Here is a 13,554-nt window from a genome sequence, read left to right as displayed (position 1 = left end):
TCTTTTCGTCAAAACTGATTGTTGACACAACAACCCAGGGCCTATACGTATGGAGCAAAGCAGAATACGGGAAAATAATGATCTCGTCTATCGCCCCCGTATTTCGCTGCGCTCATAGGGGGTACGGGGTTGGCTTTAAAGTGGATTTAATGAGATGCATAATAATCAGCTACTACTACTAATAGTTTTTTTCCTCGAGGTGAAAAATGAAGCCGAAGTATGTTTCCGAATCTATTATCCATGATCAAATCTATAAAATTTTTCCTAATGATTTAAATTCCAACGATACTGTCTTTGGCGGACTTATTATGGCAATGTTAGACCGCACTGCTTTGGTTGTTGCCGAGCGGCACAGTGGTCACACCTGTGTGACGGCCTCTGTCGATGCCTTGCATTTTCTAGCACCGGCGGGGCGAGGGGACGTATTGTTGATTAGAGCCTCGATTAATCGCGCCTGGCGGACGTCGATGGAAATCGGCCTTAAAGTGTTGGCGGAAAATCCAAAAACGCGGGCAGCGATTCATATTCTATCGGCATACTTTACCTTTGTTGCGCTGGACGAAAGTCGTAAACCGACTGAAGTTCCATCGGTAATCCCTGAAACCGATATTGAAAAACGGCGCTACGAAGAGGCGGAATACCGGCGGGAGCGTCGAAAAATCGATGCACAGGAGCGACGTAGACGTCGTGGTCTTTAAATTGGTTTGTGAGAGTTTATGACATATCGAAATTGAGTTTCGATATGGTAGTGGTTGGTGCTTCTGGACTGGCAGGAATAGCTGCAGTGGGGGAGCTTTTGGATGCGGGCGTCAATGCTCAAAGCGTCTCCTGGATTGATCCTCATTTTCAGGTCGGCGTTTTAGCCGTTATTGGGGAAAGATAACTTCTAACACTCGAGTGCATTTGTTTCTTGAGTTTTTAACGGGTTACCATGCTTTTAATTATTCCAATAAAACTTGTTCCTTTCCTATTGATTCATTTGAAAAGACAAACTTTTGTTTGCAAAAATAAGTCACCGAACCGTTTCACTGGATCGCCGATTAAATGAATTATCAGTATATTAAAGAACGAAGGCATCTTGAGACTCAACGTACTGATAAAAGAAAAAAGTTATATTAGTGACGGTAGCTTATCTAAAAACGTTGCCCTTTCATGAAAAATTGAACAAAAAAATAAATCTTATTGAGATTTACGATGCGCTTCATCCTGTAAAGCTAACGAAGCGTTATGAAGCAGAATATAACGTTCTGTTTTTTGTTCCTCTCATTCTTCCGTGCTTATTATACGAGAATTGACAAAAATGATTGTTAAAAAAAATCATTAATTTTTATTTAGCACCAAAACTCCATGAAAACATTATTCAACAATGCCTGCCATCAGTAAAGCGTTACTCTTCCACGAAAGAAAATATTCGTCAATTTTTGTCGCAATGCACCAAAGCGATTTATGCGGTGGACTTTTACCAAAGGGCGCCACTTATCCGAAAATTTAATTTATCTGACTATGACGTTTGCTCAGGGATCACATTGCCTCTGGGTTATTTGAAGTGGGGATCGGTTTTCCCCGTCAAGTGATCACGCCCTTAGGCGAAATCGAAATGAATGTCGGTCTGTGGAAATTCATACAAGATATTCGAAAAGTTATGCCGATTTGGCAGTGATACAATCTATATAGGATTTCCCCCTAAAAGATCAGGGGGGTCGACAACTCAACTAAGACAAGGGTATCTTATCCTTGGTTCGATGTTGATGAGCGCCCGGTCCTTGTCGTTGCTCTTTTTTAGCTTGTTGTTGAATATTTTGTCTTTCCATGATGTTATCTCCTTTTTTAGGTACTGCTAAATATAGCATATTTTTAAAGACCGCTCGTGGAACGGATGATAAGAATTTCACCATTCCATTCAAGAGGCCTGATCTTCTTAAATTTCTCAGAACCATGAAGAAATATTTTTTTCCACTGATAGTTTGTCAGCGTCTCCGCCAGCTCATTAACACCCCCCCCGTTGACATGTGAGATTTCATGAGGCTTTCGTAACGTAATCAAGCGTTTCGGAGCAATGTGATAATTGATAGAACCCACCCAGAGTGGCAAGGCATTATCCTCAAAACAGATACCCGATTCCCACAAACGGAGTTCAATAATTGTGGTGCCGTGAGGGAGATGTTTAATCATGAACAAGACAGGTGGTTTACCACGATAAAGCCAAGGAAAAAAAGGGAAATGCCGTTCCGGTTTATAACTCGCAAACCGACCCAAGGCGGTTTGGATGTCCATTTTAATGTGAATGGATTCCCAATCGTAATTCTTTAGAGTTTTCTGAAGGTCGTGTAATGGGGCCGTCCATTGAATATTGAAAGGTTGAACTGGATGGCCGAAACGATTCCAGCGATAAATGGGAACGTAACGGGTTGGGTGTTGCCACCAATCTTTGAAATTTATTTCCCGCACAGGCCGTAAGGGAGTATAATGATGTAAAATGGTATGAAGCTTAGCTTTACTTATTACCGCCCAAGGCAAAACGAGCGTAACAGCTAGAAAGACGAGCCATTTTAAATTTCCAAACGGTTTGGAGGGGTAGCGGCGATAAGAGACAATAACGTTGAGTAAGATCGTAACCCCTAGAAAAAGGCTACCTAACACATCCTGAAGCCAATGCGCCCCTAAATATAGACGGGAGTAACTAATTAAAACAATTAAAATGCTGGCGGTCGTATAGGGAATCCAGCGCCATTTTTTTGGTAGCTGTTGCGCGGTTAGAAAAGCAATAAAATTGAATATTGCTAGAGTGAGGGCTGCGTGTCCGCTAGGAAAAGAAGACGAAGGATCCACCATTAAAAATCCGCGGGGTCGAGGCGAATAGACGAGCCATTTAAACAAATAAACGCCTGTAGCGCTTGTTACAGTCACTAACGCTAAATGGAAAGCCGCTCGCCAGTGCTTTTTAATCCCTAAAACGATGATAAGAAGTAAGCTTATGCCTAAAACAACTTTTGCATCGCCAAGCATGGTTATTAGAGCAAAAAACTTATCGATATGGGGCAATCGTGTACTTTGTAAAAAGTAAAATAAAGGTTCGTTAAAGTTAGTTAAAGGGCCGATCGTAACCACAATAATGCTTAATCCTAAAAAACACAGGAAGTTTAAAAAGGCCAAAATTGTCATGCTTAATTGATGATGATCAGTGGGGTTTCGATGGTTAGTAATGGCGCGCAAGAAAAAACGTGACGAATGATGAAGATAAAGCCAACCCCATAATTGGTCGATCCAGTCGTTAATAGTTAAGATCACAAGTGTGAAAAAGCATTGAGCGGCCCGAAAGAGTAACCAGAGGAAGAGGATGACGCCTAATCCTATCATTATAGATTCTGTAGTTACATGAGGGGGTAATTCGAGGGAGACAGCGCCGATCAAAACGCCCGGCAGCAGGTAAGCCACTGCCCACAGGATTGCAGAAGGAATAGCAGCGACAAAAAAACGAACCCAACTCATTTTCAATAAGCCGGCAATTAAAGGCAGAGAACTTCTCACAGGCCCAACAAACCGGCCAATCAAAATACTTTTGCCGCCGTGTTTTCGAAAGAAAGCTTCGCCTAATGTAAGCCATTTGTGGTATTTCTTGAAAGGCCACATCAAACGTAAGCGTTCGTTGTAATATTTCCCCACGAAAAAGCCAACGGTATCGCCTGCTAATGCGCCGAGGGTGGCCCAGAGTAAAGTCGCCTCTAAAGAAATAATCCCTCTTCCAGCTAATATACCCATGATTGACATAGTGAGGGAGCCTGGGATAACAGTTCCGACAAGGGGTAATGATTCGGTAAAAGCAATGAGAAAAGCAAATAGAATGCCCATATAAGGATTTGCTTGTAAGCAGTAGTCGATGTAAGTTAGATAATGTTCAATCATGTTAAGAAATGAAGTTTATTAAACTTAATCGGTTATCCTCATCATTTCGGCGAAGGCACAAATGAATTAGCGCGTTCCCGTATTTCTCTTCGCTTCAACACTACCTTAGGAAACCTGTTTCCCTTGGGCTTGCAGATCCGCGTGGTAGGAAGAACGCACTAACGGACCGCTGGCTACATTGCTAAATCCTAGTTTTTTAGCGAGTTCGCCTAACTCCTGAAATTCTTGTGGGGTTACGTAGCGGTCCACCGGCATGTGGTAACGCGTCGGCTGCAAATATTGCCCGAGGGTTAGCCTATCAACTTCATGCTGGCGCAGATCGCGCATCATCATTTCCACCTCCACTCGCGTTTCGCCCAAGCCCAACATCATCCCCGATTTAGTGGAAATGCCAGGAAAACGTTTTTTGAAAGTCTGTAACAGAGCTAAAGACCATGGGTAATCAGCACCGGGACGTGCTTGTTTATATAAACGAGGCGTCGTTTCAATGTTATGATTAAAAACGTCAGGGAGACCGTAAGCGAGCTGATCTAGGGCTTTTTCCATGCGTCCTCGAAAATCAGGAACCAGCACTTCAATTTTAATGCCTGGGGTTTTTTCTCGCACGGCGTTAATGCACTGCGCGTAATGCTGCGCCCCCCCATCTCGTAAATCGTCACGGTCTACTGAAGTGATGACTACGTACTTTAGCGACATGACACTTACGGTATTAGCGAGATTAAGCGGTTCTTCTGGGTCAAGGGGATCAGGACGACCGTGACCGACATCACAAAAACTGCACCGACGGGTGCATTTATCGCCCATTATCATAAAAGTAGCGGTGCCATACCCAAAGCATTCGTTTAAATTAGGACAGGAGGCCTCTTCGCAGACTGTTACTAAGCGATTTTCGCGAAGCAATTTTTTTAATTGGCTAACTTTATTATCAGTCGATAAGCGAATACGGATCCAATCGGGTTTGCGAAAGGGCGTGTGAGGAGCTTCAATTTTGACTGGAATCCTTGACAGTTTCTCTTTCCCTAGGCTTTTCTGAGAAGGATCGTAGGTGGTCATCGATTAAAAACTCCAATGAGGTTGTTGCCATAATAGCAGGCTGATTATACCCGAAATTCTTTAAAAATAATGGAATAATGGCGCGTTTTACGGCATCTATTTCGATGGGATTTACGTAGTCTTGGATTTGGGCCATCACTAATCCTTTGAATCCACAGGGATTAATGAAAGAAAAGGGGGTCAAATCCATGGCAACGTTAAGTGCTAATCCATGGTAGCTAAAACCCTTTCGCACCCGCAGCCCGATGGAGCAAATTTTTTTATCATCCACATAAACACCGGGGGCGGCTTCTTTCCCTTGTGCGGGTATGCCCCATTCTTGTAGGGATTCAGCAATCGTGTTTTCAATAGTGCGGACAAAGGTTCGAGTACTTAAGCCCAACCGATTAAGATCTAACAATAAGTACATCATGAGTTGCCCTGGCCCATGATAGGTCACTTGACCTCCACGATCAGTGCGAATAAGTGGGATATTCCTTGAATTTAAGACGTGTTCTGGTTTTCCAGCGAGCCCTTGAGTAAAAACTGGCTCATGTTCTAGGAACCATATTTCGTCCGTCGTTTGCGATTGACGGCGGGCGGTGAAAGTTTGCATGGCTTTCCACAACGGTTGATAGGGAATTAAGTTAGTTAACTGGCGGATAACAACATCGTTCATGCTGTTATTTTACTGAGTAAGGGGTGCGGTGACTAGATCATCTTTAAATACGCTGGGGAAAGGAATCTAGATCTTATTTTTTTATTTAATATTTATTTCCTGCTGAGGATGGCAGTACAGAACCAATGCTGATGAGGGATGCTTCTGGAAATATGGCGGCTCAAAAAAATACACCGGTTGTTAGATCTTAATCGGTTGGGCTTAAGTACTCGAACCTTTGTCCGCACTATTGAAAACACGATTGCTGAATCCCTACAAGAATGGGGCATACCCGCACAAGGGAAAGAAGCCGCCCCCGGTGTTTATGTGGATGATAAAAAAATTTGCTCCATACTCCTAACAAAAACAATTTCCCATAAAGGCCTTTTTTACCAAATCTATTGCTAATGCGGTGATGAATTACAATGGTTCTCTTATGGAGACAGTCATTTTAGCTGTTCTTACTGTCGATTCCAAAAATCACCATAGAATATTTAGAGAAGATAAAGCAGGTGAATTAAAAAATATTCGGTAAATCAATTACAAGACTATGTAGCTAGAGGTGAGCATGATCAAGTGGAAGCGATGATACAGATAAACCTTGATTTGTTATTAGAGGAAGGTGAAGTATGAAGCTCATGCGAAAGATTTAAAGCGCAATCCAGTGATTGTCAAAGGTACAGCTTTTCAATTGGCCTTAGCCGCAAGAGACTCTGAATGAAATGGCTTTGATGATTGGAAATAAATGAATATTATCCCGGTGAGAAACAAAAATAATATTAAGCGCAGTTCTCTCATGAGGAAAAAGAAGAAAAAGCATAAGATTTTTCGAAAACAGCAGGCGCTAAAGCATTGCAGGCAATCATCAATGCTATTGGCTAATGCCAAAGACCGTGCTTTCTAACAAGTTCTTAAGCGTGAGGAGAACATTGCTGACGATAATGAAGCTTTTCAATTATACGGTCGAAAATATGACCTTTTTGGTGGTTTTGGTAGTGATAAAAATAATTTATGTTGGCGAAAAGTTATCGGTTACCTGCAGCGTTTTTTACTGGCCTGTTAGGCGCAGGTCTTTGCGCAAGGAATTTATTACATTGTTGAAGGGGGGGATTTAAGCTGTTCTTTCGGCTTTCGTTATGGTGATCAAAGCTTTTTCATTTGGATTCAGATCCTAATTTTTGATTGGGATATGATTATGCTGTGGTTTCTGGACTAGGGGCGGTAGACGTGAGCTCGCCAGGCGATGGCGTTGGACTCGGCGTTCAGCATTGCATCGAATTATGCGAGACCTCGCAATCAGCCCAACCAAATATTTAGTAACAAAGCCTGTAACATAGCTACTAAATGCGGCAAAAAGCGTACCGTTTAGGGTCGAACATATAATCCGTCACGCTGAGTAAGCGTCATCGCACCAGGAGAATTGGAAAAAGAACTCAATATTCCATACGATTTCCGAAAGAAGAAAGCTAAATAATATTGACGCTAATCAGTAAAGAGGAATTCATCCAAAACGCAATGAGGATTAGAAATAAAGCAATATCCGGATCCGGAAACCAAAGAAAGTTTTGAGAGCCGCGAGCTCTCCAGTAAAATAGTATTAACATGTTTAGTAATGAATAAAGCGATTTCCATACGTAAATTAAAGCGAATACTAATGGAGCTTGGGGTCCATTATTTGGGTTCTGTACGGGGTGGTCCGAATAAGGGTTCACCTAAAAACAGCAGAAAATGGTGCAATGACGAGTTTCCGGCCTTCTCATTCCAGTCCCCAATAAGAGCGAACTAATAAACATAAGAAATCCATCAACAGCCCGCGTTTCGTTTGATGTTTTACTTCTTTAAAGTTAAGGAAATGCAAACCGCGCCCAGTCACAGAAAAAAGGGTAAGGTATTGTTGTCTGTCATGAGGATTTGGTAAAAATTCCATGAAAAAACAGTGTGATATGATCAAAAGCCCGCGAAAATAAACCAGCGTGAGGATCATCTTGTAAAGCAATTAAGGGAACTTTTTTAATGGATTTTCCATTTAATATTACATTAATTTTGCCATAAGACTGTCCTTTCAAAATAGGCGCGTGCAAATGTTGGATGGCGAAACTTATCGTCACCTTTAAATTTTTATCCTCACCAACGGGATACGTAACATAGAGCGGTTGAGTTAAGCCAAATTCGACGTGTTTTTGTTTGCCCATCCAAATATATTTTTTAGTAATTGAAGTGTTCGCATCGAATAATAGGCGTGTTTGATAAAAACGAAATCCATAATTTAGCAGCGCTTCAGAATCATCTGCTCGCTCGCTGTCGGTTGGCGCTCCCATAACCACCGAAATTAACCGCATGTTGTTGCGTTTCGCCGAGGCAATCAAACAATAGCCGGCTTTTTCCGTATGACCAGTTTTTAATCCATCGACCGACCGATCACTCCACAATAAGCGATTGCGATTGGGTTGCTTGATATTGTTATAAGTCAGCCATTTTTGGGAAAAGTAATGATAATACTCCGGAAAGTCATTGATAATAGCGCGAGTTAAAACGGCCATATCGTAAGGAGTCGAATAATGGTTTTGGTGAGGGAGGCCCGTTGAATCGACATAATGTGAATTTTTCATGCCCAGGCGTTCCGCCGTTTGATTCATCACTTGAGCGAAAGAGGATTCTGTCCCCCCAATATATTGCGACATGGTGACACAGGCATCATTCCCAGAGGGCACAATAATTCCTTGGATCAGTAAGTTGACAGGGACTTCAGTACCTTCCTTTAAAAACATTCGAGAGCCACCTGTGCGCCAGGCTTTAACGCTGACCTTTGCTTTATCGTCTAAATGGATCTGAGCGCTCCTTAGCTCTTGAAAGATGACATAAAGCGTCATTAGTTTCGTTAAGCTTGCCGGCTGAGGGCGCTGAGTCATATTTTTTTGAGCAATGATGATACCAGAATCAGCATCCATTAATACATATCCTTTAACATCTAAGTTGGGTGGAGGAGGAAGTAGCGAAGGCGGTGTCTCCGGTTGTTGCTGAGTAGCTGCTTTTTCAAGAACAAGATTTTGTTGAGCGGGATTCTCGATATCACCAAGAGCGCTAACTGAAAACTCTACAGAAAAAAGTAAAAGAATGGCAAGAATGCAAATAGCCTGGAGCCAGGAATGTAAAAACTTCATGTTCGCTTCCTATGTCGAAATCTAATTTCGATAAATCCTATCATATGTGGGAGTTTAAAAAAGGGGCGTGAAGCCCCTTTTTGGGTATAAATTCCTTAGAATTTGTAAGTGAAGCCAACCGTAACAGCGTTCAGGTTAGGCAAGTAGTTAGCGTTATTGATTTTCCCTTGACCAAAGACATGTGAGTAGGAAATATCAACGCCAATGTTCTGGGTAATGTTGTAGCCCACACCGATGCCGGCTTTCGGTCGAATATAGCCTTTTGAGCTTGACGGCACCTTAATAGCCACAGGAGTGCTTACGGGAGGTAAGAGAGGACTAACCTCGGTACCTGTTTCTGTAAACGCGGCAAACTTAGTATGCACATAAGCAACACCACCCTCGATAAAAGCGTAGAAGTTATTGATAGGTAAAGTTGATTTTCCCATTAAATCAATAGAGTACAAGTTTATTTTTTGTCTGCTTTCGGCTTGTATGGAATAAAAAGGAGGCACCCTGCCAGCCAGGTTTACATTTCGGTAATCAGGGTGGTAGTAAGTAAACCCTGATTCTAATGAGAAGTAAGGGTTGAAAGCATAACCAATGGCGACTCGACCATTAAAACCTTGGCTTTTTTTGGTATTAGTGTGAGAGTTTTCGGTTAGTGTTACGCCAGTGAAATTGACTTTAGAAGTACCCGTTTTTTTATCGACCAACGCATAACCTGCTTCACCACGAACGTAAAAACCAGTCTCACTGGTATTGTTGTATGATTGGTCAACCGATCCGCCTGCTAATGCGCCAGTGCCAATACCAATAGCAGCGGTGGCTGCCATCCCAATTACAATTTTTTTCAACATGATGATATTTCTCCTATTTTTACTTAGATTAACGTGTCAACACATCCAATACAGACTGGATTTGGCTAGTTAAGGTCCGTCGATTGAACACTAAAAAGACAAAAAAACGATAAACATTCCTCTTAGTGAGGTCCGTTAAGGATGCGATTTTAATAAACAACTTTAATTTAAGTCAAGACTTATTTAGCATTTCTATTGAGTTTGCTTTAATAAAAAACTTCAATGCCGCCCTTCCACAATCCATCTCCCGCTTGCGGGAGGGGTTAGGAGAGGGCAAAAGAACTATAGTAGCGCATGGGGGACAATTATTTGTAAGAAGCCAAACCCACTTCATCGCGATCTATTTTTGATAGAATATGAATGTAAACTTCTTCAGAAACTTCTCCCTGGGAGCGCATTTCATGGAGGCGGTTGCGTTCATAATTTAAAATTTTGGTGAGAAGGGCTTCAACTTCGTGGGTATCGCATTCGGTTTCGTAAGTGGCTTTAAATTGTAAGAGTCGATTGGCGTAGTAATTATTTACTAATTTTTTAGCATTTTCAGAACAAATATGTTCGCCCGCGTCCAATTGATCCATATGTTGAATTGCCTCTTTCGTTAATCGACGATATATTTTAGAGCTTTCTTTAATAAAAGCACCATCGCTTTTTTCAGATTTTAGTAATTTGACCAAATAAGGTAACGTTAAACCTTGAACGAGTAAAGTAAACAAAATAGCAATAATTGTTAAGAAAATAATTAAATCACGATAAGGAAATGGAGTTGTGTCAGGTAGCATAATTGGTAGTGCGAGGGCTAACGCTAGCGATATCAAGCCTCGCATACCTGACCAGGAAGAAATAAGCACTTCTCTCCAAGAAAATATATACCGTTTTGTTAGGTGTTTTCTTAGCCGTGAAAGCGAATTAACGAGTAAATTGGTCGCTAAGACCCAAATAAACCGCAGTAAGGTTAAGGATAAAATGGTAATCGTTGAAAATAAGATTAATTGTCCTGTAGGGAGGTAATTCACTTTGCCCAAAAAGTTCGGAAATTGCATCCCAATGACAATAAAAATCAAACCATTTAAGAAAAATACTAAAGTATCCCAGACGGATTTTTCTGATAGCCGCGTCCCTGCTTTAATCGTCCGCTCTGTGCGTTTGTGAAAAAGACCGGCAGCGACTACGGCCAAAACACCCGACACCCCAATCCGGTCAGCAAATAAATAAGAAACATACGCTAAAATAACGCTCATGATAATCGGCAATTCATTTTCAGATTCGGTTAAAAATTCTTTGACGATTAAACTAGTGAAATAGGAGAACATCAGACCGACCGTGATGCCACCCAACCCGACAATTAAAATGCTTTCCTCGGCATGGAGTAGATTGATGGCTCCCATAAAAACAAACATCAGTCCCATGTTGTAAAGCACAATACTCACCGCATCGTTAAATAAGCTTTCCACCTCAAGGCTGCGAATGATGTGCTTGGGTATTCGGATGCGGTTGAGAATCGAGGTAGATGCAATGGTATCGGTCGGTGAAATAATGGCTCCCAATACTAACGAAGCGGATAGCGGCATGCCAGGAACGATCCAAGCTAATATGACACCAATCATGATGGTTGAAGCAATGACGAGCAATATCGACAAGGAGGAAATTTCATTTTTGTTATTCTGAATATCTTCCCAAGAAATCAGGCGTGCGGTAGCGAATAAAATAGGCGGTAAAAATAAAGGGAGCACCAGTTCGCTGGGAGGATACCAATTGGGAATTCCCGGAATAAACCCAGCGATTAAACCAGTCACCACCAATACCAAAGGATAGGGGACATTTATTCGTTCGGCGATTGCAGTACCTATTACAACTAAAAAGAGGATGAAAGGTATAATCTCAAATGCCGTCATGGTTTTTAATTCCTTATAGAAATTGTAACGTGATTTAAGTTTTTATGGAACTTACTTATTTAACTACTTACAATTAATTACAGAATTTTCTATTCTGAATCCCTTCATAGGGCTTAATTCCTAATGCACGAGGTTTACAATGGCTATTGAACGAACGCTATCAATTATCAAACCTGACGCTGTGGCCAAAAATGTCATTGGCCAGATTTATTCCCGTTTTGAAAAAGCAGGCCTTAAAATTATCGCAGCTAAAATGTGTCATCTGAGTAAACCACAAGCAGAAAAGTTTTATGCGGTTCACAAGGATTGTCTTTTCTACCCCGATTTGGTGAAATTCATGAGCCAAGGCCCTTTAATGGTCCAAATATTGGAAGGCGAAAATGCCATCGTTAAAAATCGAGAAATTATGGGGGCTACTAATCCGAAAAAAGCGATTCCAGGAACCATTCGGGCTGATTTCGCTGACTCCATCAACGCTAACGCGGTACATGGTTCGGATGGTCCTGAAACAGCAAAAGAAGAGATCACTTTTTTCTTTAATCCCGATGAAATCTTTTAATTCAATCGGAGTTTAAGCGTTTCCCTTCCCATCGATAAATCGCTTAGGTCATGCGGTATTCGTGAAGGAAAACTATTTTCTGATTTGAAAACTTAACCACACTGATGTCATCGGGAAGAGAATATTCCATGCGATTGGAAACACAGCCAAAAACTCATTCAACGAAAGCCGTTTTTTGCAAAATAAAGTAACAAAAAACCATTTGGTTACTTTTCTATTTGCGTTTAATCAGAATCCAAAGCAGAGTTTAATCTCGTGAATGCCCTGATACCGAGGGCCGTGAGATTTAATGACGACACAATCTTCGGCTAGAGTTAAAAGAATGAGTGGTAAATCATTTTATTTCCAGCCGTCGATGTATTGTTGATTTAGATTAAAAACGGTTTTTTCATTCTGATATTTCCCTTCTGATTCAAAATAAGCGCCGGCCGTTTCCCAACTTCCGTGAGGCAACAGAAGCATTAAATTTAAGAATACAAACGCTTTCGATAGTGTTTCGAAACGTCTATAATACGATGAGCTAGGAAATTGATTTAATGAACGTTATCACAATTTATCAGGGGCGTATCAACCATAAGCTTGGAAGTATATTGCCTGACATCAAACAAACCCCTCAACGTTTGCACGAAGCGATGACTTATGCAGTCATGTCGGGCGGTAAGCGGGTTCGTTCTTTATTCGCCTACGCGACTGGGTTTAGTTTTGACGTTGACCCCGCTCAAATCGACAACGCAGCTTGCGCTATTGAATTAATGCATTGTTACTCACTGGTTCATGATGATTTACCAGCGATGGATGATGACGATTTTCGTCGTGGAAAACCGAGCTGTCATAAGGCCTTTGATGAAGCGACAGCGATTTTAACGGGGGATGCGTTACAGTGCTTAGCTTTTGAGATTTTAGCACGCGACAACAATGCTGATTTGATTAATGTATTAGCACATGCCTGCGGTTCTCTGGGCATGGCGGGCGGCCAGCAATTGGATTTAGAGTTTAAAAATAAAGAGGTGCCTCCCGAACAAATTGAGATCGTTCATCGCCTAAAAACAGGTGTTTTGTTTAGAACAGCTATTGAATTAGGCGCGCTTTCAGCAGGTTGTACCGATGAAAAGAGGCTTCAAAAATTGCGAAAATTGGGAGCCAGCATTGGTTTAATCTTTCAGTGGCAAGATGATCTGGCGGATCAAACAGTGGAAGATGAAAAAATACCATTAATTAACCACATCGGCGTTTTATTTAATCAAGTAGAAAAGTCATTAAATGAATTAGAAGGCAATAACAGCTTTCTTCAAGAACTAATTTATTTTCTAAAACCCTCTATAACCGCCGTCATTTAATGACTGAAACCACCAGCTCTGCCGGTGTGAAAAAACGAGAAGTCCCGTCATCCCCGCCTGCGCACCTAGCCATCAACTTAAGCATAAACCCCTAATGACTGTAAAGTTGATGCTTCTCTTTCGCCTTGTTCCTTTCAAAGCTCCTTGATACAAGGGGCCTCTATCATTACCCA

Annotated in this window: 9 protein-coding genes and 6 pseudogenes; 6 read left to right on the top strand and 9 right to left on the bottom strand. The window is 41.6% G+C overall.

The features are described 5' to 3' along the window. Nucleotides 1-206 precede the first annotated feature (206 nt). Together FIV31_RS05290 and FIV31_RS05285 are read left to right on the top strand one after the other, a co-directional pair. Nucleotides 207-698 (top strand): acyl-CoA thioesterase, encoded by a 492-nt coding sequence (locus tag FIV31_RS05290; protein ID WP_280124064.1) that lies wholly within the window; start codon nucleotides 207-209, stop codon nucleotides 696-698. 8 nt (nucleotides 699-706) lie between these two features. Then, nucleotides 707-1,660, top strand: a pseudogene (locus tag FIV31_RS05285) (CBU_1268 family Dot/Icm T4SS effector). Between the two features lie 194 nt (nucleotides 1,661-1,854). Here FIV31_RS05285 and FIV31_RS05280 read toward each other — a convergent pair. The 3 genes from FIV31_RS05280 to lipB all read right to left on the bottom strand — a co-directional run bounded on the left by FIV31_RS05280 (nucleotide 1,855) and on the right by lipB (nucleotide 5,614). Beyond that, nucleotides 1,855-3,903, bottom strand: a complete 2,049-nt coding sequence (locus tag FIV31_RS05280; protein WP_280124063.1) for a bifunctional DedA family/phosphatase PAP2 family protein — start codon at nucleotides 3,901-3,903, stop codon at nucleotides 1,855-1,857. A gap of 105 nt (nucleotides 3,904-4,008) precedes the next feature. Further along, complete coding sequence (lipA, locus tag FIV31_RS05275) at nucleotides 4,009-4,956, bottom strand: lipoyl synthase (protein WP_280124062.1); 948 nt, start codon at nucleotides 4,954-4,956, stop codon at nucleotides 4,009-4,011. Then, nucleotides 4,886-5,614, bottom strand: coding sequence for a lipoyl(octanoyl) transferase LipB (gene lipB, locus FIV31_RS05270; protein WP_280124061.1), 729 nt, complete (start codon nucleotides 5,612-5,614; stop codon nucleotides 4,886-4,888). The genes lipA and lipB overlap by 71 nt, the downstream gene beginning before the upstream one ends. A 168-nt stretch (nucleotides 5,615-5,782) precedes the next feature. On the opposite strand from lipB, the pseudogene FIV31_RS05265 reads away from it, so the two are divergent. Next, a pseudogene (locus FIV31_RS05265) lies at nucleotides 5,783-5,980 on the top strand (lipoyl(octanoyl) transferase LipB); the annotation flags it as partial. Nucleotides 5,981-6,775: 795 nt separating this feature from the next. Then, nucleotides 6,776-6,910 (top strand): hypothetical protein, encoded by a 135-nt coding sequence (locus FIV31_RS05260; RefSeq protein WP_280124060.1) that lies wholly within the window; start codon nucleotides 6,776-6,778, stop codon nucleotides 6,908-6,910. Between the two features lie 422 nt (nucleotides 6,911-7,332). Here the strand turns inward: FIV31_RS05260 and FIV31_RS05255 are convergent. From FIV31_RS05255 to FIV31_RS05240, 4 genes and pseudogenes are all read right to left on the bottom strand, one after another. Beyond that, nucleotides 7,333-7,462, bottom strand: a pseudogene (locus tag FIV31_RS05255) (hypothetical protein); the annotation flags it as partial. Between the two features lie 32 nt (nucleotides 7,463-7,494). After that, nucleotides 7,495-8,754 (bottom strand): D-alanyl-D-alanine carboxypeptidase family protein, encoded by a 1,260-nt coding sequence (locus tag FIV31_RS05250; protein WP_280124059.1) that lies wholly within the window; start codon nucleotides 8,752-8,754, stop codon nucleotides 7,495-7,497. Nucleotides 8,755-8,849: 95 nt separating this feature from the next. Next, nucleotides 8,850-9,593 carry an outer membrane beta-barrel protein gene (locus tag FIV31_RS05245; protein WP_280124058.1) on the bottom strand — a complete coding sequence of 248 codons (744 nt, stop codon included), beginning with the start codon at nucleotides 9,591-9,593 and terminating at the stop codon, nucleotides 8,850-8,852. 305 nt (nucleotides 9,594-9,898) lie between these two features. Further along, nucleotides 9,899-11,485, bottom strand: coding sequence for a Na+/H+ antiporter (locus FIV31_RS05240; protein WP_280124057.1), 1,587 nt, complete (start codon nucleotides 11,483-11,485; stop codon nucleotides 9,899-9,901). 139 nt (nucleotides 11,486-11,624) lie between these two features. Between FIV31_RS05240 and ndk the strand changes: the two are divergent. Continuing rightward, nucleotides 11,625-12,060 (top strand): annotated as a pseudogene (gene ndk, locus FIV31_RS05235) (nucleoside-diphosphate kinase). A 27-nt stretch (nucleotides 12,061-12,087) separates the two neighbouring features. Here the strand turns inward: ndk and FIV31_RS05230 are convergent. Further along, a pseudogene (locus FIV31_RS05230) lies at nucleotides 12,088-12,401 on the bottom strand (nuclear transport factor 2 family protein). Between the two features lie 11 nt (nucleotides 12,402-12,412). Further along, nucleotides 12,413-12,534: pseudogene (locus FIV31_RS08565) on the bottom strand (hypothetical protein). A gap of 46 nt (nucleotides 12,535-12,580) precedes the next feature. On the opposite strand from FIV31_RS08565, the gene FIV31_RS05225 reads away from it, so the two are divergent. Further along, on the top strand, nucleotides 12,581-13,381 hold the full coding sequence (locus FIV31_RS05225; protein ID WP_280124056.1) for a polyprenyl synthetase family protein: 801 nt from the start codon (nucleotides 12,581-12,583) through the stop codon (nucleotides 13,379-13,381). The last annotated feature ends 173 nt before the right edge of the window (nucleotides 13,382-13,554 follow it).

It is taken from the genome of Coxiella endosymbiont of Ornithodoros amblus, assembly GCF_019425495.1.
GTDB lineage: Bacteria > Pseudomonadota > Gammaproteobacteria > Coxiellales > Coxiellaceae > Coxiella.
This window is presented reverse-complemented; position numbering and strand designations above follow the sequence as displayed.